This is a genomic window from Curtobacterium sp. VKM Ac-1395 (assembly GCF_015350975.1).
Classification (GTDB): domain Bacteria; phylum Actinomycetota; class Actinomycetes; order Actinomycetales; family Microbacteriaceae; genus Curtobacterium.
In genome coordinates, this window is sequence record NZ_JADKRX010000001.1 from 645,281 (window position 1) to 670,103 (window position 24,823).

Annotated in this window: 26 protein-coding genes; 16 read left to right on the forward strand and 10 right to left on the reverse strand. The window is 72.3% G+C overall.

The features are described 5' to 3' along the window. Nucleotides 1–48: 48 nt before the first annotated feature. From ITJ68_RS03280 to ITJ68_RS03295, 4 genes are all read left to right on the forward strand, one after another. Nucleotides 49–1,959 carry an LPXTG cell wall anchor domain-containing protein gene (locus ITJ68_RS03280; RefSeq protein ID WP_194659891.1) on the forward strand — a complete coding sequence of 637 codons (1,911 nt, stop codon included), beginning with the start codon at nucleotides 49–51 and terminating at the stop codon, nucleotides 1,957–1,959. A gap of 127 nt (nucleotides 1,960–2,086) precedes the next feature. After that, on the forward strand, nucleotides 2,087–2,728 hold the full coding sequence (locus ITJ68_RS03285) for a DUF308 domain-containing protein (protein ID WP_268096147.1): 642 nt from the start codon (nucleotides 2,087–2,089) through the stop codon (nucleotides 2,726–2,728). Further along, the gene (locus ITJ68_RS03290; protein WP_194659893.1) at nucleotides 2,725–2,988 is read left to right on the forward strand and encodes a hypothetical protein; all 264 of its coding nucleotides are present in this window, start codon (nucleotides 2,725–2,727) and stop codon (nucleotides 2,986–2,988) included. Before ITJ68_RS03285 ends, ITJ68_RS03290 begins: the two co-directional genes overlap by 4 nt. After that, on the forward strand, nucleotides 2,960–4,432 hold the full coding sequence (locus tag ITJ68_RS03295; protein WP_416354632.1) for a DHA2 family efflux MFS transporter permease subunit: 1,473 nt from the start codon (nucleotides 2,960–2,962) through the stop codon (nucleotides 4,430–4,432). Before ITJ68_RS03290 ends, ITJ68_RS03295 begins: the two co-directional genes overlap by 29 nt. A gap of 209 nt (nucleotides 4,433–4,641) precedes the next feature. On the opposite strand, the gene ITJ68_RS03300 is transcribed toward ITJ68_RS03295, so the two are convergent. Continuing rightward, complete coding sequence (locus tag ITJ68_RS03300) at nucleotides 4,642–5,550, reverse strand: LysR family transcriptional regulator (RefSeq protein WP_194659895.1); 909 nt, start codon at nucleotides 5,548–5,550, stop codon at nucleotides 4,642–4,644. Nucleotides 5,551–5,598: 48 nt separating this feature from the next. Between ITJ68_RS03300 and ITJ68_RS03305 the strand changes: the two genes are divergently transcribed. Both ITJ68_RS03305 and ITJ68_RS03310 read left to right on the forward strand, forming a co-directional pair. Beyond that, nucleotides 5,599–6,879 (forward strand): MFS transporter, encoded by a 1,281-nt coding sequence (locus ITJ68_RS03305; RefSeq protein ID WP_194659896.1) that lies wholly within the window; start codon nucleotides 5,599–5,601, stop codon nucleotides 6,877–6,879. 73 nt (nucleotides 6,880–6,952) lie between these two features. Then, nucleotides 6,953–7,543 carry a hypothetical protein gene (locus ITJ68_RS03310; protein ID WP_194659897.1) on the forward strand — a complete coding sequence of 197 codons (591 nt, stop codon included), beginning with the start codon at nucleotides 6,953–6,955 and terminating at the stop codon, nucleotides 7,541–7,543. 160 nt (nucleotides 7,544–7,703) lie between these two features. Here the strand turns inward: ITJ68_RS03310 and ITJ68_RS03315 are convergent, their stop codons facing one another. After that, complete coding sequence (locus ITJ68_RS03315; protein WP_194659898.1) at nucleotides 7,704–8,618, reverse strand: cation diffusion facilitator family transporter; 915 nt, start codon at nucleotides 8,616–8,618, stop codon at nucleotides 7,704–7,706. 47 nt (nucleotides 8,619–8,665) lie between these two features. Here ITJ68_RS03315 and ITJ68_RS03320 point away from each other — a divergent pair, with 47 nt between their 5' ends. Together ITJ68_RS03320 and ITJ68_RS03325 are read left to right on the forward strand one after the other, a co-directional pair. Beyond that, on the forward strand, nucleotides 8,666–9,346 hold the full coding sequence (locus tag ITJ68_RS03320) for a DUF4166 domain-containing protein (RefSeq protein ID WP_323743203.1): 681 nt from the start codon (nucleotides 8,666–8,668) through the stop codon (nucleotides 9,344–9,346). Then, nucleotides 9,339–10,331, forward strand: coding sequence for an epimerase (locus ITJ68_RS03325; RefSeq protein WP_194659899.1), 993 nt, complete (start codon nucleotides 9,339–9,341; stop codon nucleotides 10,329–10,331). Before ITJ68_RS03320 ends, ITJ68_RS03325 begins: the two co-directional genes overlap by 8 nt. Here ITJ68_RS03325 and ITJ68_RS03330 read toward each other — a convergent pair. After that, nucleotides 10,300–11,331, reverse strand: a complete 1,032-nt coding sequence (locus ITJ68_RS03330) for an EamA family transporter (RefSeq protein ID WP_194659900.1) — start codon at nucleotides 11,329–11,331, stop codon at nucleotides 10,300–10,302. The two genes, ITJ68_RS03325 and ITJ68_RS03330, sit on opposite strands and share 32 nt — an antisense overlap. Before the next feature lie 71 nt (nucleotides 11,332–11,402). On the opposite strand from ITJ68_RS03330, the gene ITJ68_RS03335 reads away from it, so the two are divergent. After that, nucleotides 11,403–12,317 carry a LysR family transcriptional regulator gene (locus tag ITJ68_RS03335; protein ID WP_194659901.1) on the forward strand — a complete coding sequence of 305 codons (915 nt, stop codon included), beginning with the start codon at nucleotides 11,403–11,405 and terminating at the stop codon, nucleotides 12,315–12,317. Between the two features lie 69 nt (nucleotides 12,318–12,386). On the opposite strand, the gene purB is transcribed toward ITJ68_RS03335, so the two are convergent. From purB to ITJ68_RS03350, 3 genes are read right to left on the reverse strand one after another with little or no spacing between them, the layout of a single operon-like run. Further along, nucleotides 12,387–13,772 (reverse strand): adenylosuccinate lyase, encoded by a 1,386-nt coding sequence (gene purB / locus ITJ68_RS03340; RefSeq protein ID WP_194659902.1) that lies wholly within the window; start codon nucleotides 13,770–13,772, stop codon nucleotides 12,387–12,389. Beyond that, nucleotides 13,769–14,287, reverse strand: coding sequence for a low molecular weight protein-tyrosine-phosphatase (locus ITJ68_RS03345; protein ID WP_194659903.1), 519 nt, complete (start codon nucleotides 14,285–14,287; stop codon nucleotides 13,769–13,771). The genes purB and ITJ68_RS03345 overlap by 4 nt, the downstream gene beginning before the upstream one ends. A gap of 38 nt (nucleotides 14,288–14,325) precedes the next feature. Next, on the reverse strand, nucleotides 14,326–14,724 hold the full coding sequence (locus tag ITJ68_RS03350) for a phage holin family protein (protein ID WP_194659904.1): 399 nt from the start codon (nucleotides 14,722–14,724) through the stop codon (nucleotides 14,326–14,328). Nucleotides 14,725–14,764: 40 nt separating this feature from the next. On the opposite strand from ITJ68_RS03350, the gene ITJ68_RS03355 reads away from it, so the two are divergent. The 4 genes from ITJ68_RS03355 (at nucleotide 14,765) to ITJ68_RS19470 (ending at nucleotide 19,743) form a co-directional block, all read left to right on the forward strand. Next, complete coding sequence (locus ITJ68_RS03355; RefSeq protein ID WP_194659905.1) at nucleotides 14,765–15,862, forward strand: histidinol-phosphate transaminase; 1,098 nt, start codon at nucleotides 14,765–14,767, stop codon at nucleotides 15,860–15,862. A gap of 5 nt (nucleotides 15,863–15,867) precedes the next feature. After that, complete coding sequence (locus tag ITJ68_RS03360; RefSeq protein WP_194659906.1) at nucleotides 15,868–17,004, forward strand: thiamine pyrophosphate-dependent dehydrogenase E1 component subunit alpha; 1,137 nt, start codon at nucleotides 15,868–15,870, stop codon at nucleotides 17,002–17,004. An 86-nt stretch (nucleotides 17,005–17,090) separates the two neighbouring features. After that, entirely contained in the window at nucleotides 17,091–18,050 is a 960-nt protein-coding gene (locus ITJ68_RS03365; RefSeq protein ID WP_194660179.1) for an alpha-ketoacid dehydrogenase subunit beta, read from the forward strand. 55 nt (nucleotides 18,051–18,105) lie between these two features. Further along, nucleotides 18,106–19,743 carry a dihydrolipoamide acetyltransferase family protein gene (locus tag ITJ68_RS19470; protein WP_194659907.1) on the forward strand — a complete coding sequence of 546 codons (1,638 nt, stop codon included), beginning with the start codon at nucleotides 18,106–18,108 and terminating at the stop codon, nucleotides 19,741–19,743. Between the two features lie 215 nt (nucleotides 19,744–19,958). On the opposite strand, the gene ITJ68_RS03375 is transcribed toward ITJ68_RS19470, so the two are convergent. Then, nucleotides 19,959–20,699, reverse strand: coding sequence for an LppP/LprE family lipoprotein (locus ITJ68_RS03375; protein ID WP_194659908.1), 741 nt, complete (start codon nucleotides 20,697–20,699; stop codon nucleotides 19,959–19,961). Between the two features lie 3 nt (nucleotides 20,700–20,702). Between ITJ68_RS03375 and ITJ68_RS03380 the strand changes: the two genes are divergently transcribed. Further along, on the forward strand, nucleotides 20,703–21,278 hold the full coding sequence (locus tag ITJ68_RS03380; protein WP_194659909.1) for a GNAT family N-acetyltransferase: 576 nt from the start codon (nucleotides 20,703–20,705) through the stop codon (nucleotides 21,276–21,278). 9 nt (nucleotides 21,279–21,287) lie between these two features. Here ITJ68_RS03380 and ITJ68_RS03385 read toward each other — a convergent pair whose 3' ends face one another. Then, entirely contained in the window at nucleotides 21,288–21,458 is a 171-nt protein-coding gene (locus ITJ68_RS03385) for a hypothetical protein (protein WP_194659910.1), read from the reverse strand. A 121-nt stretch (nucleotides 21,459–21,579) separates the two neighbouring features. Here ITJ68_RS03385 and ITJ68_RS03390 point away from each other — a divergent pair, with 121 nt between their 5' ends. Next, on the forward strand, nucleotides 21,580–22,353 hold the full coding sequence (locus tag ITJ68_RS03390) for a GntR family transcriptional regulator (RefSeq protein ID WP_228504449.1): 774 nt from the start codon (nucleotides 21,580–21,582) through the stop codon (nucleotides 22,351–22,353). A 268-nt stretch (nucleotides 22,354–22,621) separates the two neighbouring features. On the opposite strand, the gene ITJ68_RS03395 is transcribed toward ITJ68_RS03390, so the two are convergent. Next, entirely contained in the window at nucleotides 22,622–23,074 is a 453-nt protein-coding gene (locus ITJ68_RS03395; RefSeq protein ID WP_194659911.1) for a PTS sugar transporter subunit IIA, read from the reverse strand. After that, nucleotides 23,071–23,307, reverse strand: a complete 237-nt coding sequence (locus ITJ68_RS03400; RefSeq protein ID WP_071279534.1) for a PTS transporter subunit EIIB — start codon at nucleotides 23,305–23,307, stop codon at nucleotides 23,071–23,073. Before ITJ68_RS03400 ends, ITJ68_RS03395 begins: the two co-directional genes overlap by 4 nt. A gap of 179 nt (nucleotides 23,308–23,486) precedes the next feature. Between ITJ68_RS03400 and ITJ68_RS03405 the strand changes: the two genes are divergently transcribed. Beyond that, a complete protein-coding gene (locus ITJ68_RS03405) occupies nucleotides 23,487–24,755 on the forward strand; it encodes a PTS transporter subunit EIIC (RefSeq protein WP_194659912.1) in 1,269 nt (422 codons plus the stop codon). Nucleotides 24,756–24,823 lie beyond the last annotated feature (68 nt).

Here is a 24,823-nt window from a genome sequence, read left to right on the forward strand (position 1 = left end):
CTGCGTCCGGTCGTCGGGCGTGGCGCGCGGCGGGCGTCCGGGGTCGGCGTGCGTCGGGCGTCCGGACTCGGGGCCGTCGCGGCGGCGCTCGCCGTCGTCCTCGCGCCCCTCGGCCCGGTGCCCGCGCAGGCCGAGGACCACACCTTCCCCTACGTCAACGACTTCACCAGCGCGGACGGGGGCACGCTGACCGGCAGCGCCCGCATCGTCGACGGCCGGCTCCGCCTGACACCGGCGGACGTCGGCGTCGCCGGGGCCTGGGCCATGGACGACGCCTTCCCGTCGACCCTGGGGCTCGACGTCGAGTTCGACTACGCCATGTACACGCCGTACGAGCAAGGTGCCGACGGCCTGCTCCTCTACCTCGCCGACGGCTCCGTCGCTCCCGGGGTCGGCGGGACCGGGGCCGCGCTCGGGTACGCCTGTCGCACGGAGCAGAACGAAGGCTCGGGACCCTGCCAGACGCCGGGGCTCCCCGGGGGCTTCGCCGCGGTGGCCCTCGACCTCCACGGCAACTTCTCCCTGCCCATCAACGGCAGTGGTCCCGGCAGGTCGCCGAACACGGTCACCGTCCGTGGCTCCGGCAACGGCACGGACGGCTACCGGTTCGTGGACAACGCCGCCGTCCGCAGCGGGGTCGAGACCGACGGCCCCACCACCAGGACGGTTCGCGTCACCCTGCAGCCCGGCGACGACGGTCTCGAGCTCACCGTCCGCCTGACGACCGGTGGGGTCACCACGACCGTGCTCGACTCGGTCCAGCTCGGCGGCGACGGCCAGGCCCCGCTGCCCGACACCCTCCGCCTCGGGTTCACCGGCGCGACCGGCGCCTACCGGAGCGTCCACGAGATCGACGCCCTGCGGGTCGCACAGCCGGCGGACCTCCGCGTGGAGCACGAGACGGCCCCGGCGGTCGCGGGGGAGCGGGTCCGCTACGCCGTCTCGGCCGCGAACACCGGTCGCAACGACTCCGAGCCGAGCCCGTTCACGGTCGACGTCCCCGACCAGCTCAGCGACGTGACGTGGACCTGCTCGGCCTCCGACGGCTCGGCGTGCGGCGACGGCAGCGGCACCGGGGACGTGGACACGGCGCTCGACCTGGTCCGTGGGGGCATCGCCAGAGTGGTGATCGAGGGCTCCCTCGACCCCACGGCCGAGGGTGCACTGACGAGCGTCGCCACGATCGACGTGGCACCCGGCCTGGCCGACGTCGACGAGTCCGACAACACCTCCACCGCCACCACGCCCATCACCGTCCGCGCCGACGTCGAGACCGACAAGCGGGTCAGCCCGTCGACGGACGTCGAGCCCGGTGACGAGGTCGAGTACGTCGTCACCGCCCGCAACCGGGGGCCCGCCATGGCGCAGGACGTCGGCGCGGTCGACGACCTGCCCGCCGCGATGTCCTTCGCCGGGTCCGACGACGACTGCACCGCGGAGGGGCAGCACGTCACCTGCCGGTCAGGGGAGTCCCTCGCCGTCGGACAGGAGCACGCCTTCCACATCCGGGCCGTCCTCGACCCCGAGTACCGCGGCGACGGCTCCGACGTGGTCAACATCGCGACCGCGACGTCCCCGACCGACCCGGACGGCGGCGACCCCTCGGACGAGGTCGCCATCGTCGTGCCGCGGCCGGACGACCCCGACGCCGGTGCCACGCCCGGGCCGACGCCGACCCGGACACCGTCACCGCAGCCGAGCGGCAGCCCGACCGCGGGTCCGACGACCGGGCACGCGAGCGACCGCGGTGACGGTGGCGGCAGCGCCGGACACCGGACCCCGGCGGCCCCGAGTGCGCTCGCGTACACGGGTGCCGCGGGCACGGCGCTCGCCGCGGGCATCGGCGTCCTGCTCCTCGTCCTGGGCGGTGGCTGCTGGGTGCTCGCCCGGCGCCGACGTCGCGCTCCGGAGCAGCCGGTGCGCGGGACGGCGATGCCCAGGAGTGCCGTGAACGACTGAGCCGGCGGCGTGTGTCCCCTCGGCGCTGAGGTTCTCGGATCCTCAGCGCCGACGGGGTCCTCGGGACGGGGGCACACCGGGGCGGCGGTAGGATCGGACAACGATCAACATGCCCGAAAGAGGTCTCGTGTCCGACTCCGTCGCCGACGCACACCAGCGCGCGCGGTACTGGCCGATCCCCGTGCTGCGGGCCGTCCCCGCCGCGGTCATCGCGATGGTCATCACCTTCTCGTCGAACCACGCGGCTGGCTACGGCCTGCTGCTGTTCGGCGTCTTCGCCATCGTCGACGGCGTGGTCGTCGGCATCGGCAGCGCCACCCGGCTGCGTGATGACCCGCGCTCGCGCCGCACCGCGCTCGTGCAGGCCGTCGTCAGCGTGGTGGCCGGAGCCGTCGGCATCGCGTGCAACGGGTTCGGGCTGCCGGCCTTCATCGCGGTGGTCGTCGCGTTCGCCGTCTTGACCGGTGCACTCGAACTCACGCAGGGCCTGCGGTCCCGCGGCCGGTCGCCGTTCTCGCGCGACTGGTCCACGATCGGCGGGCTCACCCTGCTGCTGGCGATCGCGTTCCTCCTGACGCCGCCGGACTACTCCCAGCAGCTCGGCGGGGTCGAGCGCGTGACCGGCACGCTCGACGCCTCGATCGTCCTCGTCGGCCTGCTCGGCGCCTACCTCGCCATCACGGCGGTCTTCCACGTGATCGCCGGCCTCTCGCACAAGTGGGGGACGACTGCTCCGGCAGTGTCCCCGGACGGAGCACCACACGCATGACCAACCCCAGCCGTCGTGACCGCATGCGCCCGGTCGAGCTCCTCGGGATCTCCGCGATCATCGCGGTGTTCACCGGGCTCGTCGTGCTGCTCTCGACGCGGGAGGTCATGCTCGCCCTGATCTTCCTCGGCATCGCGTTCATCGTGGTCGTGGTGGTCCTGGCGATGCTGCAGCTCGCCTCCACGAGCGACCAGGACGACAACGACATGCTCGGTGGTCACAAGACCCCGGGTGAAGGAGACGACGACGGCTTCCACTGACGTCCGGCGCCCCGCGCTGGGTGACCCAGCGCTCCCGGACCGGTACCGCCACCGGTACCTGATCCTCGCCGTCTGCTGCATGAGCCTGTTCATCGTCTCGATGGACGCCACCGTGGTGAACGTCGCGCTGCCCTCGATCGGACGCGAGCTCCACAGCAGCATCAGCGGTCTGCAGTGGACCATCGACGCCTACACGCTCGTGCTCGCCAGCCTCCTGATGCTCTCGGGTTCCACCGCCGACCGCATCGGACGCCGTCGCACCTTCCAGATCGGCCTCGCCCTGTTCACGCTCGGGTCGTTGCTCTGCTCGCTCGCGCCGAGCGTGGGGTGGCTCGTCGTCTTCCGCATGGTCCAGGCCGTCGGCGGCTCGATGATGAACCCGGTCGCGATGTCGATCATCACCGCGACGTTCGACGACGCCAAGGAACGTGCACGGGCCGTCGGCGTCTGGGGCGCGGTCGTGGGCGTCTCGATGGGGGTCGGCCCGCTCGTCGGCGGAGCACTCACGGACACGGTCGGGTGGCGGGCGATCTTCTGGATCAACGTGCCGATCGGCATCGCCGCGATCGTCCTGACCGCCCTGTTCGTCCCGGAGTCGCGCTCTCCGAAGCCTCGTCGTCTCGACCCGGTCGGGCATCTGCTCGTCATCGTGCTGCTCGCGACCCTGGTCGGCGGACTCATCGAGGGGCCGCGCCTCGGTTGGACCTCACCCGGTGCGCTCGGGCTCTTCGTGGTGGCCGCCGGGTCCCTGGCGCTGCTGGTGACCGTCGAGCGTCGTCGCGCGGAGCCGCTCATCGACGTCCGGTTCTTCGGCAGCATCCCGTTCTCGTCCGCCGTGCTCACCGCGGTGGCGGCGTTCGGGGCGAACGGGGCGTTCCTGTTCCTCAACGCGCTCTACCTCCAGGAGGTCCGGGGCATGTCCCCGTTCGAGTCCGGCCTCTGGACGCTCCCCGCCGCCCTCGCCACCATGGTGATGTCGCCGGTGTCCGGGCGGCTCGTCGGGTCGTTCGGCACGCGCGTCCCCCTCGTGCTCGCGGGGATCGGCATCGGCGGTGCCGGAGCCGTCCTCACGACGATCGACGCCACCACACCGATGTGGGTGCTCGTCGTCGCCTTCGTGCTGTTCGGCTTCGGGTTCGGCATGGTGAACGCCCCGATCACGAACACCGCCGTCTCGGGCATGCCCCGCGCCCAGGCCGGGTCCGCCGCTGCCATGGCCTCGACGAGTCGGCAGACCGGGGTGTCCCTCGGCGTCGCCCTCGCCGGCACGGTCACCGGTGCCAGCGCGGTCGCCAGCGTCGGAGCGGGGTTCGCGGTCGCCACGCACGCCATGTGGTGGATCGTCGTCGGGATCGGTGTCGGCATCGTGGTGATCGGGTTCGTGGCGTCCTCGGCCGCTGCCCGGCGTTCCGTGGACCGGGTCGCGCCCCTGCTCGACGCCTGACCCGTCCGGGCCGCCCGGGCCGCCCGGGCCGTCCGCGCGGTTCCGCCTGGCGTCGCACAACCGGAACCGGCTCGAACCGGGCACGTCCGTGGTTCGAGCGCACGTCGGTTGTGCGACGCCGATCCGAACCACCCCGCCGCACCGCGCCGCCCCACCCCATTGCCCCCCCGCGCCGCCCGCCCTCAGCGCCGCACCCAGCGCCGCCCGCCTCAGCGCCGCGCGGCGACGATGTCCTGGGCGAGCGCCTGCGTCGCCCGGTTCGGCACCGGCGTCGTCCGCATCGCGAGTCCCACGCGCAACGGGTCGACCTCGTCGTCGAGGTCGATCGCGACCCCCTCGTGCGCCGCACCCGAGTCCGGGACGACCCCCACGCCGAGCCCCGCCGTCGCGAACCGCACCACCGCCGGCATGTCGTTCATCTCCGCGACGATCCGCCGCCGGATCCCGAGCCGTTCGAGCGCCTGGTCGAGGATCACCCGGTTGCCGAAGCCGTGCGCCGTGTCGATGAACGGCTCGTCCGCCAACTCCGCCAGCGACACCGAGGTCCGTCCGGCGAGCGGGTGGTCCGTCGCGACGAACGCCCGGAACGGCATCTCGCGGAGGGGCTCCACGGTGATGCCGGCCGGCACGACGGGCAGGCCGCAGTAGGCCAGGTCGAGCCGTCCGGACGTCAGGTCCTGCACGAGCCCGGTCGTGCCCGACGGCGACGTCATGAGCTCGACGGCCACGAGCGGGTGCCGCTCCCGGAACGTCCGGAGCACCCCGATCAGGTCGACCACGTCCATGCTCGTGAAGATCCCCAGCCGCACCCGCCCGCGGAGCTCGGCGTCGGTCGCCGTCGCCAGGTCCTGCATCCGGTCGAGGGACTGCAGGACGGCCCTGGCGTGGGGGAGCAGGTCCTCGCCCGCCGTGGTGAGCACGAGCTGCCGGCCGGTGCGGTCGAACAGCCGGACGCCGAACGTGCGCTCCAGGCTCGCGATCCCCGCCGACACCGTCGACTGTGCTGCCCAGAGCCGTTCGGCGGCGCGGGTCACGGTGCCCTCGTCCGCGACGGCCACGAACTGTTCGAGCAGACGGGTCTCCATGCGACCATCATCGATCAGGTCGATGGCGGACATCAAGGACATCCGTTCGACATGATGACCCGGCGGGACGACGATGGCACCATGTCAACCGTCACGGACAGCGCGGCGACGCCCACCGCTTCGACCCCCACCACACCCGACGACCGCGTGCCCGCTCCGCGCGGCCGGCGTTCGCACACCCGCCGCCGCCACGCGGCCGGTTTCTGGGCCGTCGCCGTCGCCTTCCTCGCGGTGATGGCCTTCGCGACCGTCCCGGCCCCGCTCTACGTGCTCTACCAGGCCCGTGACGGCTTCCCGACCTTCACGACGACCATCGTGTTCGCGGCCTACGGCGTCGGCGTCGTGGGGTCCCTCTGGCTCGCCGGCCACCTCAGCGACGTGCACGGGCGCAAGCCGCTCATCCTCGTCTCGATCGCCCTCGAGCTGGTCGCGGCCGTGCTGTTCCTCGTCTGGAACGACGTCAGCGGCCTCATCGTCGCCCGCTTCGTCACCGGTCTCGGCATCGGCACGCTGACCGCCACGGCGACCGCGCACCTCGGCGAGCTCCGGGTCCGTGCGACCGGTGACCCGCGCTCCGCGAAGAGCGCGAGCATCGCCGCCGGTGTCGTGAACCTCGGCGGCCTGTCGCTCGGCGCGCTCATCGGCGGCGCCCTGGCCGAGTTCGTCGGCGCCCCGCTGATGGTGCCCTACGCCGTGTTCGTCGTCCTGCTCGTCGTGTCGTTCATCGCCGTGCTCGCCGTCCCGGAGACCGTCGACCGTCCCGAGGAGCGCGCTCCCTACCGCCCGCAGCGCATCCAGGCCCCGGCGGGCAAGTCCGCCGCGTTCTGGGCAGCCGGCGTCGCCGCGTTCGCCGCCCTCGCGGTGCAGGGCCTGTTCACCTCGGTCGCACCGACCTTCCTCGGCACCACCTTCCACGTCACGGACCGGCTGGCCGCCGGTGCGACCACGTTCGGCGTCTTCGCCGCGAGTGCCCTCTCGCAGCTCGTCTTCGCCCGGCTCTCGCAGCGGGCGCAGATCCGCCTCGGGATGGTGCTGCTCGTCGGTGGCCTCGTGGTCCTCGCCGGTGCCGCCGTGGTCCTGCAGGTCGGTGGCTTCATCGGCGGCGGGGTCGTCGCTGGTGCCGGCGTCGGGCTGATCTTCCGCGCCGCGATCGGCAGCGCCGGCGAGCTGGCCGCCCCGGGACAGCGTGGCGGCGTCCTCGCCGCCGTCTTCCTCATCGCTTACGCAGGGCTCACCGTGCCGGTCGTGGCGGTCGGGGCAGCGCTCCTGGTGCTCCCGACGCTCCCCGTCCTCATCGGGTACGTGGTGCTCGTCTCGGTGCTCGCCGTCGTCGCCGGCATCCGACTGGCCGCACGCGCCTGAGCCGCTCCGAGCCTCCGGTCCGGTGGGTCGTCCCCGGCCTGGAGGCTCGCCCCACCTCCGGCATACTGGCCGCATGCCGACGCAGCGCAACCGATCAGTCGTGGCCGGCCTGGCCGTCGTGGTGGCCGTCGGGCTCGTCGCCGGAGGGTTCGCCCTCGGCGCGCAGCGGAGCGGCGACGACCCGGTGACCAGCGCGACGACGGCTCCCGCGGCCGTGGCGACCGCCGACGGCACCGTGGTCATCGACCGTCGAGGGCCCGACCTGCCCGGGGACGACGTGCTGGCCTCGTGCGACCGGAGCAGCCGCGCCGAGGTCGGCCGGTACGACACCGCCGCGCTCGGGCAGGTCGTCCTGCAGTGCGGGAACAGCAGCCAGGGCTACGAGCACATCCGCGTGCGGCACACCGGCGACTGGCAGGACGTCCTCGCCGGGACGGGAGACCGCGACTGGGACGACGCCATGCTGACCGCGGTGAAGACCGCCGTGACGGCACCGCGGTCGGGCTTCCCGGTCGATGCGGGTGACGGCAAGGTCTGCTATGCCGCTCCCGTCCGGTTCGACGACGGCACGACGCCCTCGCCGGACGCCTTCGTGAAGGTCATCGTCTCCGCCACGACGGACCGCGTCATCACGGCCTACCCCACGCGCGACGACGACTGCTGACGCCCCGTCCCGCGCCGCGCCGCCGCCGCCCGCCCCCTCCGCCCCGGAACGACAAGCTCGACGTCGTACGACAGGGATGTTGTCGTTCGGAATCGGCTCGCCGCTCGCCGCTCGCCGCGCGCCGCACCCCCGCACCGCGCACCCCGCGGCACCGGCGTCCCTACGCGTGCACCTCGTGCTCGTGCAGTCGGTGCGACGCGGGCTCGAGCTGGAACGTCGAGTGCGCAACCGGTACGTCGAAGTGCTCCGCCACGCAGCGCTGCAGCTCGTCGAGGATCTCCGGCGCGTGCGACGTCGTGAAGCAGTGGTCGTCCACCACGACGTGCGCGGTGAGGTTCGGCACCCCGGTGGCGACGAGCGTGGCGTGCAGGTCGTGCACGGCGATCACGTGTTCGAGCTCGAGGATGTGGAACCGCACGTCCTCGAGGTCGAGACCAGGCGGCGTGGCCTCGAGCAGGACGTTGGCGGTCTCGCGGAGCAGCCGGATCGCCCGGGGCAGGATGAGCGCCCCGATCACGAGCGCCGCGACCGAGTCGGCGCGGTCCCAGCCGGTGGCCCCGAGCACGATCGCGGCGATGATCACCGCGACGGACCCGAGCGTGTCGTTGAGGACCTCGAGCCGCGCGGCCCGCGACGTGAAGTCCACGCCGGAGGCGCGCATCAGCACCGCGTACGCGACGAGGTTGCCCACCAGGCCGATCGCCCCGAAGACCAGCAGCGGCCCGGAGTGGATCTCCGCGGGGACGAACAACCGCTGCACGCCGGAGATGATCACGTACACGCCGACGGCGAGCAGGATCGCCGCCTGCGCCGTGGCCCCGAGCACCTCGGCCCGCTGGAAGCCCCACGTGCGCTGCGACGTGGGGGAGCGCCGCGCGAGCCGGACGGCGACGAGCCCGATGCCGATCCCACCGGTGTCCACGACCATGTGCCCGGCGTCGACGAGCAGCGCCAGGGACCCGGTCACGACGGCCCCGACGACCTCGGCCAGCAGGATCGTCGCGGAGATGCAGAACGCCACGAGCAGGGCGCGCTCGTTCGCACCGGCGTGCGCGTGCCCGTGGTCGTGTCCCATGCCCCAATCGTAGGGAGCACGACTGACGACCTGCCAGGATCGTGCCCGTGACCGAATCGCCCTGGCAGCGCGCCGTCGCACCCGAGGTCCTCGCCCGCCTGCACCCGCGCCTCCGCACGTACTTCGGCCCGATCCCGGCCGGCCACGTCGGTCGCGGCGAGGGCGTGTTCACCGTGGTCGGCACCCCGCGGCGCTGGCTGTGGCCCGTCCTCGCGGTCCTCGCCCGCGACGGCGTCCTGTTCCCGGTCTGGGAGCACGACGTCCCCTTCACCGTCGCGAACCGCCCGGTCCGCGTCGGTCGCGGGGACCCCGGCACCGGCCAGGAGGCCCAGGTCGCCGTCCGCGCGCACCGCACCTTCCGGTTCCGCTCCGGGGACCGCACGATGGTGGACGCCATCGCCGCCGGACCGCACGGGCTGGTCGACCACCTCGGTCGCCGCGGGCGCGTCAGCGCCGACCTGCGGGCGGAGGTGGACGCGCACGGGCCGGACGCCGGCGTCCTGCGCCTGGTCTCCACGCGTGTGTCGTTCCGTGCGCTGGGTCGGGAGTGGAGCCTCCCGGCCCTCCTCGCCCCGCGGGTCACGCTCACGGAACGATTCGATGACGAAGCCGACCGCCAGCGCGTGTCCCTGGTGCTCGCGGCACCGATCCTCGGCACGCTGTACCGGTACGAGGGGGCGTTCCGGTACGCGATCGCGCCGGGACAGGACGGGGAGAACGATGACTGACGACAGCACCCAGACGACGAAGGGCCGTGCGGTGATCGCGGGGGCGAGCGGCTTCGTCGGGACGTACCTGCAGGACGCCTTCCGGCAGGAGGGCTACGAGGTCGTCACGATCGGCCGCACCGGCGACGCGGTCTGGGGCAACACGCTCCGGGTCCGCGAACTCGTGGACGGGGCCGCGATCGTCGTGAACATGGCGGGCAAGAGCGTCAACTGCCGCTACGGCCGCCGCAACCGGGCGGAGATCATCCGCTCGCGCGTCGACACCACGCTCGAGCTCGCCGAGGCCATCCGCACGTCCGAGCACCCGACGCCGCTGTGGCTCAACGCCTCGACCGCCACCATCTACCGGCACGCCGACGACCGCCCGCAGGACGAGGCGACGGGTGAGCTCGGCGAGGGCTTCTCGGTCGGGGTCGCCCGCGCGTGGGAGGACGCCCTGTTCGCCGCCGACCTGCCCGGTACCCGTCGTGTCGCGCTCCGGATGGCGATCGTCCTCGGGGACGGCAGCGCTCTGGTCCCGCTCCTCCGGCTCGCACAGGCGGGGCTCGGCGGACCGCAGCACGACGGCCCCTGGTTCCCGACCCCGGCGCGGCTGGCCGCGGGGACGTACCACCACGACCGCCACACCCACGGGCGACAGCGCTTCAGCTGGGTGCACATCGCCGACGTCCTCGGCGCCATCCGGTTCATCCGTGACCACGACGACCTCGACGGCGCGGTGAACGTCACGAGCCCGAACCCGTCCGACAACCGCACGGTGATGGCCACGATCCGGGAGGCCGTCGGGCGACGCTTCGGACTGCCGACCTGGCGGTGGATGCTCGAGCTCGGGTCGTTCGCGATCCGCACCGAGACCGAACTCGTGCTGAAGAGCCGGTGGGTGGTGCCGACGCGCCTCGTGCAGGCCGGCTACGAGTTCCGGTACCCGCTGCTCCACGGGGCGCTCGCGGACATCATCGCGGACCGTCGGGCGCACCGGGGCTGACAGCGGCGGGTCCGGCGGCGGCGGGCTCGGCAACGGGCGCATCGATGGAGCAGGAATCGTCGCCCGGGTCGAGCGCAGGCGACGACTGCTGCTCCCTCGACGGAGCAGACGAGCCAGACGGAGCCGACGTGCGCAGGCGCGGCGTGCGCGACGCCCACAGCACCCCGACGACGACGACCACGCCCGCGACGACCTCGACTGCGTCGGGCACCTCGCCGAACGCCAGCCACGACGCCAGCACCCCGACCACGGGGACGAGCATCGAGAACGGTGCGACGGTGCTCGACGGGTACCGCGACATCAGCCGCGTCCACAGGCCGTAGCCGACGAGCGACGCCACGAGCACGATGTAGAGCAGCCCGAGGTCGGCGGGCAGCGCCTCGAGCGTGAAGGCCGTCCCGAGCGCCTGCCCCATCCGCGCCGGCCCCTCGACGACGAACGACAGCACGGCCATCGGGATCGGCGGCACCACTGACCACCACAGCGTCAGGTGCAGCCCGTTCGGCGCCCCGGCCTTCCGTGTCGCCACGTTCCCGATCGCCCACCCGAGTGCCCCGCAGAGCGCCAGCACGACGGGCAGCAGCGCGGCCGTCTGCGAGCGGTGCACGGCGATCGCGGCGAGGGCCAGGACCGCGATCGTGACGCCGACGACCTGCCGCTGGGTCAGCCGCTCGCGCAGGAACACCCCGGCGAGCACGACGGTGAACGGCGCCGAGGCCTGCAACACGAGCGAGGCCAGCCCGGACGGCATCCCCGACGCCATGCTGAGGTAGAGGAACGCGAACTGCAGCACCCCGAGCGTCGCACCGACGAGCACGAGCATCCGGAACGGGATCGGCGGGCGCGGCACGAACAGCAGCGTCGGGACCGCCAGCAGCGTGAACCGCACCGCGGCGAGCAGGAACGGCGGCCAGTGCTCGAGCGCGATCGCCGTCGCCGGGAAGTTCAGGCCCCAGACCACGGCGACGGTCAGGGCGAGGAGGCGGTCGCGGAGCAGCACCCTCCGATGCTCCCGCAGCCCGGGTGGTAGCACCAGCGAACACTTCGACACGGACGTTGTAGGGTCCCTGCATGGTCGGCTTCGACGTCACGCTGCTCCCCGTCCTCCGGGAGCTCGACGAGCGCGGGTCCGTCACCGCCGTCGCCGCGGCCACCCACCGCACCCCGAGCGCGGTGTCGCAGCAGCTGCAGACCCTCCAGCGCCAGGTCGGCGTCCCGCTCGTCGAACGCGTCGGCCGCGGGGTCCGGCTCACCGAGCACGGTCAGGTGCTCGCGGGGCTGGCCGGGGTGGTGGCCACCGCGGTCGCCACCGTCGACGCTGCCTGGCAGGAGCACCTCGGGGGAGCGTCGGGCGTCGTCGACCTGGCGATCTTCCCGTCGGCCGCCGAGCTGCTGCTGCCGGGTCTGCTCGACCGGATGCGGGAGCACCCCGCGATCGACCTGGTGCTCTCCGACGTCGACGTCAGCGAGGACGGCTTCGCCCCGCTCACCGCCGACCACGACGTGGTGGTGGGGCACCGCCCGGACGGGTCGTCCCCGCCGCACCGGCAGGCCCTCGAGACCGTCCCGCTGCTCCGGGAACCGCTCGACGTCGCCCTGCCCGAGGGGCACCGGCTCGCCGACCGTGCCCGCGTGGGCATCGACGACGTCGTCGACGAGACGTGGATCGGCGTGCCGCGCGACTACCCGATCGACCGCGTGTTGACCGCCATGGCCGCTGCTCGGGACACCCCGCCGTCCGTCGCGTTCCGCACGATCCACCTGCCCGTCATCGAGAACCTGGTGGCGGCGGGCCACGGGATCGCACTCGTCCCCCGGTACACGTCGCGCACGCGGGCACCGGGGCGCTTCCAGCTGGCGGAGCTCGCGGACGTCCGCGCGGGACGCCGCATCGAGGCGCTCGTCCGACCGGACCGTGCCGTCCGCCCCGTGGTCCGCACCGTCCTGGAGGCCCTGGTCGCCACCGCCCTGGACGTCACCACCTGAGCCGGTGACGTCCCCGACGGGGCCGGGACGAGCCTCCTGTCCGGAGGGTCACCGGTCCCGCCGCCGTCCTCAGACGTCGAGGTGGTCGACCAGCTCGTCTGCCAGGCCCGTGTAGGTCCCCGGCGTGAGGTTCGTCAGCCGGGCCTTCGCGCCGTCCGAGATGTCCAGGCCGTTGACGAACGCGACGAGGTCCTGCTGGCTGACGCGCTTGCCCCGTGTGAGCTCCTTGAGCATCGCGTACGGGTCCTCGATGTCGGACTGCCCGGCGGTGACCTCGGCGCGGATGACCGTCTGGATCGCCTCGCCGAGCACCTCCCAGTTGCCGTCGAGGTCGGCGGCCAGGCGCTCGTGGTTCGCCGCGATCTCGCCGAGCCCGCGCCGCAGGTTGTCGAGCGCGAGCAGCGAGTGCCCGAACGCGACGCCGACGTTGCGCTGCGTCGTGGAGTCGGTCAGGTCGCGCTGCAGACGGCTCGTGACGAGCGTCTCCGACAGCGTGGAGAACAGCGCGGACGAGATCTCGAGGTTCGCCTCGGCGTTCTCGAACCGGATCGGGTTGATCTTGTGCGGCATCGTCGACGACCCGGTGGCCCCGGCGACCGGGATCTGCGTGAAGTACCCCATCGAGATGTAGGTCCACACGTCGGTCGCCAGGTTGTGCAGGATGCGGTTGGCGTGCCGGACGCGGTCGTAGAGCTCCGCCTGCCAGTCGTGCGACTCGATCTGCGTCGTGAGCGGGTTCCACGTCAGGCCGAGGCCCTCGACGAACTCGCGCGACAGCGTGGGCCAGTCGGCCTCGGGATCGGCGGCGAGGTGCGCCGAGAAGGTGCCCGTCGCGCCGGAGAACTTGCCGAGGTACTCGCCGCCCTCGACCTGCGCCAGCACGCGCTCGAGGCGGTAGACGACCACCGCGAGCTCCTTGCCGAGCGTGGTCGGGGTGGCGGGCTGCCCGTGGGTGTGGGAGAGCATCGGGACGCTCCGCAGCTCGAGCGCCAGGTCCCGCAGGCGTGCGATGACGGCGCGGAAGCCCGGCAACCAGACCTGGGCGACGGCGTCCTTGATGGTGAGCGCGTAGGAGAGGTTGTTGACGTCCTCGCTCGTGCACGCGAAGTGCGTCAGCTCGGCGATGGCGTCCAGGCCGAGCTCCGACAGCCGGCGACGGACGAAGTACTCGACCGCCTTGACGTCGTGCCGGGTCGTGGCCTCGATCTCGGCGAGTTCGGCGATCTCCGCCTGCCCGAAGTCGGTGACGACGGCGCGGAGGGCGGCCTTGTCGTCGACGCTGAGCGGGGACGTGGTGAACATCGCGTGGTCGGTGAGGAAGATCAGCCACTCGACCTCGACGGAGACGCGCGCACGGTTGAGGCCCGCCTCGGACAGGTGCTCACCCACCGTGTGCACGACCGGGTAGTACCGCCCGTCGAGGGGGCTGATCGGCTGCGGGGGAAGGGGGGTCATGGTGCTCCCTGGCGGACTGCCGGTTCGATCTGGTGGAAGAGTGCGCGGCACGCCCGTTCGACCGTGGACAGGACCCGGTCGAACTCGTGTCGGTCCGCGTAGTACGGGTCCGGCACGTCGGCCTGTTCCGGCCAGGAGTCGTCGTACCGCAGCAGGAGCGTCACCTTGGCGGCGTCGTCCATGGTCGGCGCCCACGACCGCAGGATGCGCTCGTGGGAACGGTCGAGTGCGACCACCAGGTCGAGGTCCGGGAACCGGTCCGGGTCGAACTGACGGGCGCGATGCCTGCTGCCATCGTATCCGCGCGCCGCGAGTGCTGCGATCGTCCGCTCGTCCGCCGGTTCGCCGACGTGCCAGTCACCGGTGCCGGCGGACTGCACCTGGAAGCGGTCGCTCATGCCGGCGTCCTCGACGATCCGGGCGAAGACGATCTCCGCCATCGGGGACCGGCAGATGTTGCCGCTGCAGACGAACGAGACGCGGAAGGGCGACGGGGCGCCGGCGTCCGTGGTCATGTGCTCATCATGGCGCACGGCGTCGTGCCCGGGGCCTGTCAAGCGCGGGGGCGGCTCAGCACCGGGCGGGCGACCAGACCGATCAGCCAGGCGAAGACGGCGAGCACGAAGGCCCCGACGATGCCCCAGCCGAACGAGTCGACCTCGAGCCCGAAGCCGATGCTCGTCGAGATCCCGGCGACGATGAGCAGCAGGATCGCGTTCACCACGAAGGAGATGAGCCCGAGGGTCAGGATGTAGATCGGGAAGGCCACGATCCGGATCAGCGTGCCGATGACGGCGTTGACGAGCCCGAAGACGAACGCGACGAGCAGGAAGGTCAGCACGGTCTCGACGGTGCCGCCCTCGCCGAAGGGCGTGACGGAGACACCGCTGACGATGAGCGTGGTGAGCCAGAGCGCGACGGCGTTGATGACGAGGCGGACGAGGAATCGCATGCTTCCATGATGCCTGGTAGCCGCTCGGTAGGCTGATGTCGTGACCGATCAGCCCGTGCACATCCGCCCCGAGATCGCGGTGCTCCCCGCCTACAAGCAGGGACGCCAGGCCGCTGCCGACGCCTTCAAGCTGTCCAGCAACGAGAACCCCTTCCCGCCGCTCCCCGGCGTCGTCGAGGCCGTGCAGGCGCAGACCGCGTTCAACCGCTACCCGGACGCCTCGGCGATCGCGCTCCGCGCCGTCCTCGCGAACCGCTTCGGCGTGACGGTGGACGAGGTCCACGTGGCCCCGGGCAGCGTCGCGATCCTGCACGAGCTCGCGAAGGCCACGTCCGGCCCGGGCGACGAGGTCGTCTACGCCTGGCGGTCGTTCGAGGCCTACCCCGGCGTCGTCACCGTCGCGGGCGCCACGAGCGTGCAGGTGCCGAACCGGGCCGACGGCGGGCACGACCTCGACGCCATGGCCGCCGCCGTCACCGAGCGCACCCGCATGGTGATCGTGTGCACCCCGAACAACCCGACCGGCCCGATCGTCACCGCGGCCGAGTTCGACGCGTTCATGGCGCAGGTGCCGGCGACCGTCCTGGTGGTGCTCGACGAGGCCTACGCCGAGTTCGTCACCGACCCCGACGCCGTCCGCGGTGTCCCGCTGCTGGAGCGCTACCAGAACCTCGTCGTCCTCCGGACGTTCTCGAAGGCGTACGGCCTGGCCGGTCTGCGCGTCGGGTACGCGCTCGGACCGGCATACGTCCTCGACGCCGTGCGCGCGTGCGCGATCCCCTTGTCCGTCACCGCGCAGGGGCAGGCGGCCGCACTGGCCAGCCTCGAGCGCGAGTCCGAGCTGCTGGAACGCGTCACGCACCTGACGGAACGGCGCGACCGCATCGTCTCCGAGCTCCGCGCGCAGGGCTGGGACGTGCCGGACGCCCAGGGCAACTTCGTGTGGCTGCCGACGGGGGACCACACCGCCCACGCCACGGAGCAGTTCGAGCACGCGGGCATCATCGTCCGGGCCTTCGGGAACGAGGGGCTCCGCATCTCGATCGGCGAGCACGAGGCTGTCGGGAAGCTCCTCGAAACGGCCCGTTCACTTGTCGGGGGACTCACAACGGCCGGCCCAGCCCGGCCGCTACGCTGACCCGCATGTCCTTCCACGCCGCGGCCCCCGCGACGACCATCGTCCGGCTCCTCGACACCGAGGGCCGGTTCGTGGAGACCGACGAGAACGCTGAATTCGCGGCGATCGCCACGGCCCTCCCCGACGAGACGCTGCTCGCCATGCACCGCCAGATGGTGCTCACCCGACGCTTCGACCACGCTGCCGGCAACCTGCAGCGCACCGGGCAGCTCGGCCTGTGGGCACCGAGTCACGGGCAGGAAGCCGCCCAGGTCGGTTCGGCCTTCGCGCTCCGCCCCCAGGACCACCTCTTCCCCTCCTACCGCGAGCACGCCGTCGTCCTGCAGCGCGGGGTGGAGCCGATGGAGATCATCTCGCTCTTCCGCGGCCAGGCCCACGGCAACTGGGACCCGGACGCCCGCGGCAACACGCACGTCTACACGCTCGTCATCGGCGCGCAGACCCTGCACGCCACGGGCTACGCCATCGGGCAGGCGCTCGACGGCGTCGTCGGCACGGGTGACCCCGACGTCGACGAGTGCTCGATCGTGTACTTCGGCGACGGCGCCACGAGCCAGGGCGACGTGAACGAGGCCTACGTCTTCGCCGCGTCCCACAAGGCCCCGGTCGTCTTCTTCCTGCAGAACAACCACTGGGCGATCTCCGTGCCGGTGTCGGTGCAGTCCCCGACCCCGCTCGTCGACCGCCCGCGCGGCTTCGGCATCCCGAGCGTCAAGGTCGACGGCAACGACGTCCTCGCCTCGTACGCGGTGAGCGCGGTCGCCACCGAGCACGCCCGCAGCGGCCAGGGCCCGGCGTTCATCGAGGCCGAGACCTACCGCATCGGCGCCCACACGAGCTCCGACGACCCCACGCGCTACCGCGGCGACGACGAGCTCGCCGACTGGGTCGCCCGTGACCCGATCACCCGCTCCGAGGCCTACCTCCGCAGCCGTGGCGCCACCGACGCCCAGTTCGCGGAGTTCGAGGCCGAGGGCGAGCAGATCGCCGCCGACATCCGCGCGAAGACGTCGGCACTGCAGGCACCCCCGATGGACGCCATGTTCGACAACGTCTACCGCGAGCAGCACCCGCGCATCGACGAGCAGCGCGCCTGGCTGCACGACTACGAGTCCGCCCAGGACGCAGGAGCCTCCGCATGACCACCACCGAGCATCTCGTCGACTACACGCTCCGGTCGCACCCCGGCGCCGGCGAGGTCCCCGCGGACCCCACCCCCACCATCCCGATGGCCAAGGCGCTCAACGCCGGGCTCGCCGCGGCGATGGCCGCCGACGACAAGGTCCTGCTCATGGGCGAGGACATCGGCCGGCTGGGCGGCGTCTTCCGCATCACCGAGGGCCTGCAGGAGCGCTTCGGCGCCGAGCGCGTCCGGGACACCCCGCTCGCCGAGTCGGGCATCGTCGGCACCGCGATCGGCATGGCCCTGCGCGGCTACCGCCCGGTCATCGAGATCCAGTTCGACGGCTTCGTCTGGCCGGCGTTCAACCAGATCACCTCGCAGCTCGCGAAGATGGCGAACCGGCTGCCGGCGCACATGTCGCTCCCGGTCGTCATCCGCATCCCCTACGGCGGCCACATCGGCGCGATCGAGCACCACCAGGAGAGCCCCGAGGCGTACTTCGCGCACACCCCGGGTCTCCGCGTGGTCAGCCCGAGCACGCCGAACGACGCCTACTGGATGATCCAGGAAGCCATTGCGTCGAACGACCCGGTCGTCTTCATGGAGCCGAAGTCGCGCTACTGGCCGAAGGGCCAGGTCGACATGGTCGACGGCCACGTGCCGATGCACACCACCCGCGTCGCCCGCACCGGCACCGAGGTCACCCTCGTCGGGCACGGCGCCATGGTCGCGACCCTGATGCAGGCCGCCGACATCGCCGAGGCCGAGGGCACCAGCTGCGAGGTCGTCGACCTCCGCTCGATCTCGCCGATCGACTGGGAGCCGCTGCTCGCATCGGTCCGCAAGACCGGCCGGCTGGTCGTCGCGCAGGAAGCCAGCGAGTTCGTCAGCGTCGGCAGCGAGATCGCCGCGACCGTCGCGGAGCGCGCCTTCTACACGCTGCAGGCGCCGCCGCTGCGGGTGTCCGGGTTCGACATCCCGTTCCCGCAGTCGAAGCTCGAGCACCACCACCTCCCGGACGCCGACCGCGTCCTCGAGGCCGTGGACCGCGCGCTCGCCTACTGACCCGGTCCGTCCGGACCATCTCTCCACCGCACGACCGACCGCCGAAGGAGCCGACGTGGCCGTCGCCGAATTCCCCCTCCCCGACGTGGGCGAAGGCCTCAACGAGGCCGAGATCGTCCAGTGGCGCGTCGCGATCGGTGACGCCGTGGCCGTCGACCAGGTCCTCGTGGAGATCGAGACCGCGAAGTCGCTGGTCGAGCTGCCGTCCCCGTTCGCGGGCACGGTGACCGGTCTGCTCGTCGCCGAGGGCGACACCGTCGAGGTCGGCCGCCCGATCATCCGGGTCGAGTCCGGTGCGTCCGTCGGCGCCCCCACGGAGCAGCCTGGGCCCACGCCGCCGGTTCCTGACCGACGCGCCAGCGGCGGGCAGGCCGTGCCGGTGGGGGGAGGCCCCGCCCCCGTCGCCGCCCCGGTCTCGCCCGTGGTCGCGCCCAGTGCCCCGGTCGCCTCCGCCCCGCCCGTCGCGGTCCCCGCCCGCGTGGCCGTTCCCGCGTCGGCAGCGGCGACGCCCGCCCGCCCCACAGCACCGACGCCCGCGCCCGCTGCCACCCCCGCGCCCACCGAGTCCCGCATGCCGGCCTCGCTGCCCGCAGCCGAGGGCGCGTCCGTCGTCGGCACCGACGAGTCCTCCGGCGCCGTCCTGGTCGGGTACGGCTCCGCGACCAGCGCGCCCTCCCGTCGCAAGCCGGGTGCCCGCCGGGCCGCAGCCGCTGCCGCCCAGGCGAACCGAGCCTCCAGTCGGGAGACCGACCTGGTCGTGACCGACGAGGGCGAGGCGACCACCGCCGACGCCGTCGCCGCGCAGGGACAGCGTCCCGCGCGGCCGTCGATGCCCGCCGTGATGGCGAAGCCGCCGATCCGGAAGCTGGCGAAGGACCTCGACGTGGACCTCGCCATCGTGGTGCCGACCGGCCTGTCCGGCGAGGTCACCCGCGACGACGTGATCCGGCACGCCCAGCAGGCCAGCGTCTTCCGCAACATCGAGACGCCCGAGTGGGGTGACGTCCGCCAGGAGACGATCCCGGTGAAGGGCGTGCGGAAGGCGATCGCGACGGCGATGACCACGTCGGCGTTCACCGCACCGCACGTGTCCCTGTTCGTCGACGTCGACGCGACCCGCACGATGGAGTTCGTCAAGCGGCTCAAGGCGTCGCCGACGTTCGCCGGCGTCAAGGTCTCGCCGCTGCTCATCATGGCGAAGGCCGTGATCTGGGCCGTCCGCCGCAACCGCTCGGTCAACTCGTCGTGGACCGACCGCGAGATCATCGTGCACCACTTCGTCAACCTCGGCATCGCGGCGGCGACCCCGCGCGGGTTGATCGTGCCGAACATCAAGGACGCCCAGGACATGTCGCTGCTCGAGCTGGCCAAGGCCCTCGAGGAGATGACCATCACCGCCCGCGACGGCAAGACCAGCCCGGCGCAGATGGCCGACGGCACGATCACCGTGACGAACATCGGCGTGTTCGGGATGGACACCGGCACGCCGATCCTCAACCCGGGGCAGGTCGCGATCGTCGCCATGGGCACGATCAAGCCGAAGCCGTGGGTCGTCGACGGCGACGTCCGCTCGCGCATGGTGACCACGATCGGCGCCTCGTTCGACCACCGCGTGGTGGACGGCGACGTCGCGTCGCGGTTCGTGCACGACGTGGCCTCGGTCATCGAGGAGCCGGCGCTCCTGCTCGACTAGCGGTCCGCTGGTCGCGTCGGGTCGTTCGGCGCGCAGCGGGTCCCTTCGCGCGTCGACGCCGCGCGTCCTCCCGTGCGGCGCGGGTCCTCCCGTGCGCAGCGAGTCGTTTCGCGCGAGGGGGGTCGTTCCTTCCGACCCGCAACGCGCGAAAGCGCTCCCCATCGCGCGCGGTGGGGGAAACAACGCCTGGTGTCCGCGCGCGCGTCGGCGGCGTCCTACGGGGTCGGGGGCACGTCGCCGGTGAGGACCACCCGCTGTGCGGCGGTGTCCCACGTGTAGGTCGCTCGCGTCGTGCCGCTCGGGGCCGCGTTCGGGTCCGTCGCGGCCGCGTACCGGTAGGTGACGTCGATCGCGGCGTCCGAGGAGCGCGCGACCTGCGGCTCGAACGGGTACTGGACCTTCGTGGCGGTCCCGAGGTACGTGCCCTGGTGGAAGAGCAGCACGGCGTACGGCGAGCTGGCCGTGCCCTCGGCGAGGGGGACGACGGCCCAGGACAGCGCGGGGCACGCGTCGTAGCCGTTGACGTGCGCGGCCGAGGCGTCCCACCGCGCATCGGGCAACCCGGACGGGGCCGCGAGGCGTGCGACGGCCGCTCCGACCACCGTGGCGCCGTCGGTGGGACCGCAGGTCGGGGTGGGGGCCGTGTCCGTCGGCGCCGTGCTCGTGGGGTCCGCGGACGGCGCCGACGTCGGGGCCGTCGTGCCGGTCGGGGCTGCGTTCGACGACAGCCGGTCGGGTGGCGGTGATGCGGGGGACTCGGTCGGACCGGCGGTGCAGCCGGTCACCGCCAGGGCCAGTGTCGCGGCGAGGAGGAGCCCGGTCGTCGTCGTGGAGCGCATGCCGACCACCATGCCCGGCGCGAGCTGGCCGGTGTCGAGGGTGGTGCCAGGTCGGATGTCGTCTGCGATCGTCCGCGTGGTGTTCACGCGGATGTCGGCGGTCGGGGCGATGATCATCACATGTTCCACCAGCTCCTGATGCCCCCACAGGAGATCCGAACGGGTCGCCTGGTGCTCACACCGGTCACGCCGTCCGACGTCGACGCCGTGCACGCGGTGTTCTCGGACGCCCGCACGTGGACCCATCTGCCCTCCGGGCGGCACACCTCACGGGCGATGACGCAGGACCTCGTCCAGCGCAAGATCGGTGGGCGAGCACGGCACGGCCTCGGGTCGTGGACAGCACGCTCGATCGACACCGGCGACGTCGTCGGTGTCGGTGGCGTGGACATGACCGCCGGTGGCGTCTGGAACCTCGGCTACCGGCTCGCGCCCGAGTCCTGGGGCAAGGGCTACGCGACCGAGATCGCCCAGGCTGCCGTCACGGCCGCCGGCGACACGGCCCCGGGCGTCCCCGTCACGGGCCGGGTCCTGACGAACAACCCCGCGTCCGCTCGGGTGCTCGCGCGCGCCGGGCTCTCGCTCGTGTGGCAGGGCACCACCGCTGCGCCGACCCCCGCGGGCGTCGAGCGCCAGGTCTGGTCCGACCGGGCGCTGTCGTCCGAGCAGGTCGACTGGCTCGTCGCGAACGCCTGATCCCGCCGGTCAGTCGATCCGGCCGCTGTCCTGGGCCTGGCCGGCGATCACCGCGGCGACCGCGGCGCACAGCACGAGTGTGAGTGCGGCGACCCAGCAGGCGTCCCCCCGCGCGACCGTCAGCAGGAGCGTCGTCACGAGGACCACTGCCCCCACGGTGCCGAGTCGGATCGCGGTCATGCGTCCCATCGAAGCGGAGTGCCCGCCGTCGGGCATCGGCCGGACGGATGAACTCACGGGGTGCGGCATCGACGCACGGAGGGTGACTCGGTAGTCTGAGAACAACTGGTCATGTCCGCCCATGACCAGTCACCGAACCACCGCGATGGAGCACGAGGAGCCGATGACGACCCGCATCACCGAGGGTGCCGAGCCGAAGCACCAGCAGCTCCGGCGCATCCTGCTCGAGCTCGCGACCGTCCGCCTGGCTCCTGGTGCGGCGATCCCCTCGGAGCGGCAGCTCATCGCCGAGTACGGCGTCTCGCGGATCACGGTGCGCGAGGCCCTCGGTCAGCTCGTCAACGAGGGCTACCTCGAACGGGTCCGCGGCAAGGGCACGTTCGTCGCTCACCGCCCGGTGCAGTCGACGCTGCACCTGGCCTCGTTCACCGAGGAGATGCGGGCGATGGGGCACGTGCCCACCACCGTGGTGCTCATCCGCGAGGAACGGGTGCCCCCGTCCGACACCGCCGCGGCCCTGCGGCTGGGCGAGCACGACACGGCGTACCACCTGAAGCGCCTGCGCATGGCCGACGGTGCCCCGGTGTCCATCGACGACGCCTGGCTCGCGGCGGACGCCTTCCCCGGGCTGCTCGAGCACGACCTGTCCGGGTCGGTGTACTCGATCGTCGCGAACGAGTACGGGCTGCCCATCGACCGGGCACAGCAGACCGTGGCGGCGAAACCCGCGGCGGACGACGTCGCGACCCTGCTCGGGACGAAGACGGGCGCCCCCGTGCTGGAGTTCGACCGGGTGTCCTACGCAGGGGACCGCCCCGTGGAGCACGCCCGCTCGTGGTACCGGTCCGACCGCTACCGCGTGCAGATGGAGGTCACGGCCACCCAGGTCGCGTGACCCCTGGTGCGCATGGTCCGCGTGCACCTGCGTCCGGCCCCCGCCGAGGCTGCCTGTCCGTGCCTTTCTGTGCGCCCACATGGAGCGACATCGGCGGTGCAGACGCGCGCCGCTTCCGCACCGATCGTGTCGCTCGCGCTCGATGCATCCACATCGAGCGACACCGGCCGGGCAGAAGCGCCGCGCAGACCGACGCGCGATGTCGCTTTCGCCGAACCGGACAGCCAGCCAGACGAGCGGAAGACACCGCTCCGCCGTCCGGCGGCCGCTAGACCGTGAAGAGCGTGTCGCCCTCGGCGACGGTCGTGCCGACGGCGTCCTGCGCGACGGAGTCCGCGGCAGAGCCGAGCACGACGACCGGGCACACCGGCGAGTAGCCGGCGGCGGTGATCGTGGCGGGGGTGAACCGGACGACGGGGTCCCCGGCGGCGACGGTGGCACCCTCGGCGACCAGGAGCTCGAAGCCCTCGCCGGCCATCTTCACGGTGTCGATGCCGACGTGCACGAGCAGGTCCGTGCCAGCCGAGCCGTGCATCGCGAAGGCGTGCGGGTGGAGCTTGACGATGGTGCCGTCGACCGGTGCCACCGCGGTGACCGTGCCGTCGACGCCCGTCGGGTCGACCGCGACCCCGGCACCGACGAGCTGTCCGGCGAACACCGGGTCCGGCACGTCGGCGAGTGCGACGACCGGCCCGGCGAACGGCGTGCGGACAGCCGTCACAGCTCGTCCTGGATGTCCTGCGCGAGGTTGTCGGCGATCGGGCCGACGATGACCTGCCAGCCGGTGCCGCCACCGACGACGGCCTGGGCGCCGGCGGTCTTGAGTGCGTCCTTGTCGACGAGGTCGCCGTCCTCCACCTCGACGCGGAGGCGCGTGATGCAGCCCTCGACCTCTTCGATGTTGTCGGCTCCGCCGAGTGCGGCGATGATGTCGGCTGCCTTGATGTCGGCCATCTGTTTCCTCCTCGTTACGGCTTCGCGATCAGGTTGACAGTCAGTACACAGGTCGTCGACACTACGTACTGGTCATGACCGGACAGGACCGGACCTCGCGACACTGCTGAGAGTACCGGCGCCGGCTGCACGACTCAACTCACCCCGACCAGCTCCACCCGATGACGAGAGGACCTCCGATGAGCACTGCTGCAACCACGGATGTGCCGGAGAAGAAGACGCCGAAGAAGCAGAGCAGGGTCTTCGCGAACGCGCAGCGACTCGGTCGGAGCCTGCTGCTCCCGATCGCGGTCATGCCCGCGGCCGGCATCCTGCTCCGTCTCGGCCAGAGCGACATGCTCGGCGCGATCCCCGGCTTCGAGAAGGGTGCCACGATCGTCGCCGCGGCCGGCAACGGTGTCTTCACCTGGCTGCCGCTGCTCTTCGCCGTCGGCATCGCGATCGGCTGGGCCAAGAAGTCCGACGGCACCACGGCCCTCGCCGCGGTCGTCGGCTACATGGTCATGTACCAGGTGTTCGCGGCGATGTCGCCGATCGTCCTCGAAGGGGTGAAGGACTCGTCCGGCAACCAGGCGACGATCAACTTCGGTGTCCTCGGCGGCATCATCATGGGTCTCGTCTCGGCAGGCCTGTGGACCCGGTTCCACCGCACGAAGATGCCCGACTTCCTCGGCTTCTTCTCCGGTCGTCGTCTCGTCCCGATCCTGGCGGCCGTCGCCGCACTGATCATCGCGGTGCTGATGTCCTTCGTGTACCGCTACTTCGACCAGGGGCTCACCTGGGTCGGCGAGCAGGTCACGGCGCAGCCGGTCATCGGTGGCGGCATCTTCGGGTTCGTCAACCGCATGCTCATCCCGATCGGGCTGCACCAGCTGCTGAACTTCTTCCCGTGGTTCCAGCTCGGGAGCTTCACCACCGGTGGTGTGACCTACCACGGTGACATCGCGCGCTTCCTCGCGGGGGACCCGACGGCCGGCATCTTCCAGACCGGCTTCTTCCCGATCATGATGTTCGCGCTCCCCGCCGGTGCCCTGGCGATCTGGCGCAACGCCCGCCCCTCGCAGCGCAAGCTCGTCGGCGGCATCATGCTCTCGGCTGCGCTGACCTCGTTCGTCACCGGCATCACCGAGCCGCTCGAGTACTCGTTCATGTTCGTCGCCTGGCCGCTGTACGTGATCCACGCCGTGCTGACGGGCACCTCGCTCGCCCTCGTCAACGCCCTGGGCATCCACGACGGCTTCTCGTTCTCGGCCGGTGCCATCGACTACGTGTTGAACTTCGGCAAGGCGCAGGGGGCGATCTGGCTCATCCCGATCGGCCTGGCGTACGCGGCGGTCTACTACTTCTTGTTCAGTTTCGTGATCAAGAAGTGGAACCTCGGGACCCCCGGCCGCGAGCCGGAGGACGAGATCGCCTCGGCCTCGGTCGACGACCTCACCAAGGCGTAGTCGCGACGCGACCCCTTCACGGACGGGAGGCGCGGGGGCCCCGGGCACCGAGCCGCCCGTCTGTTCTG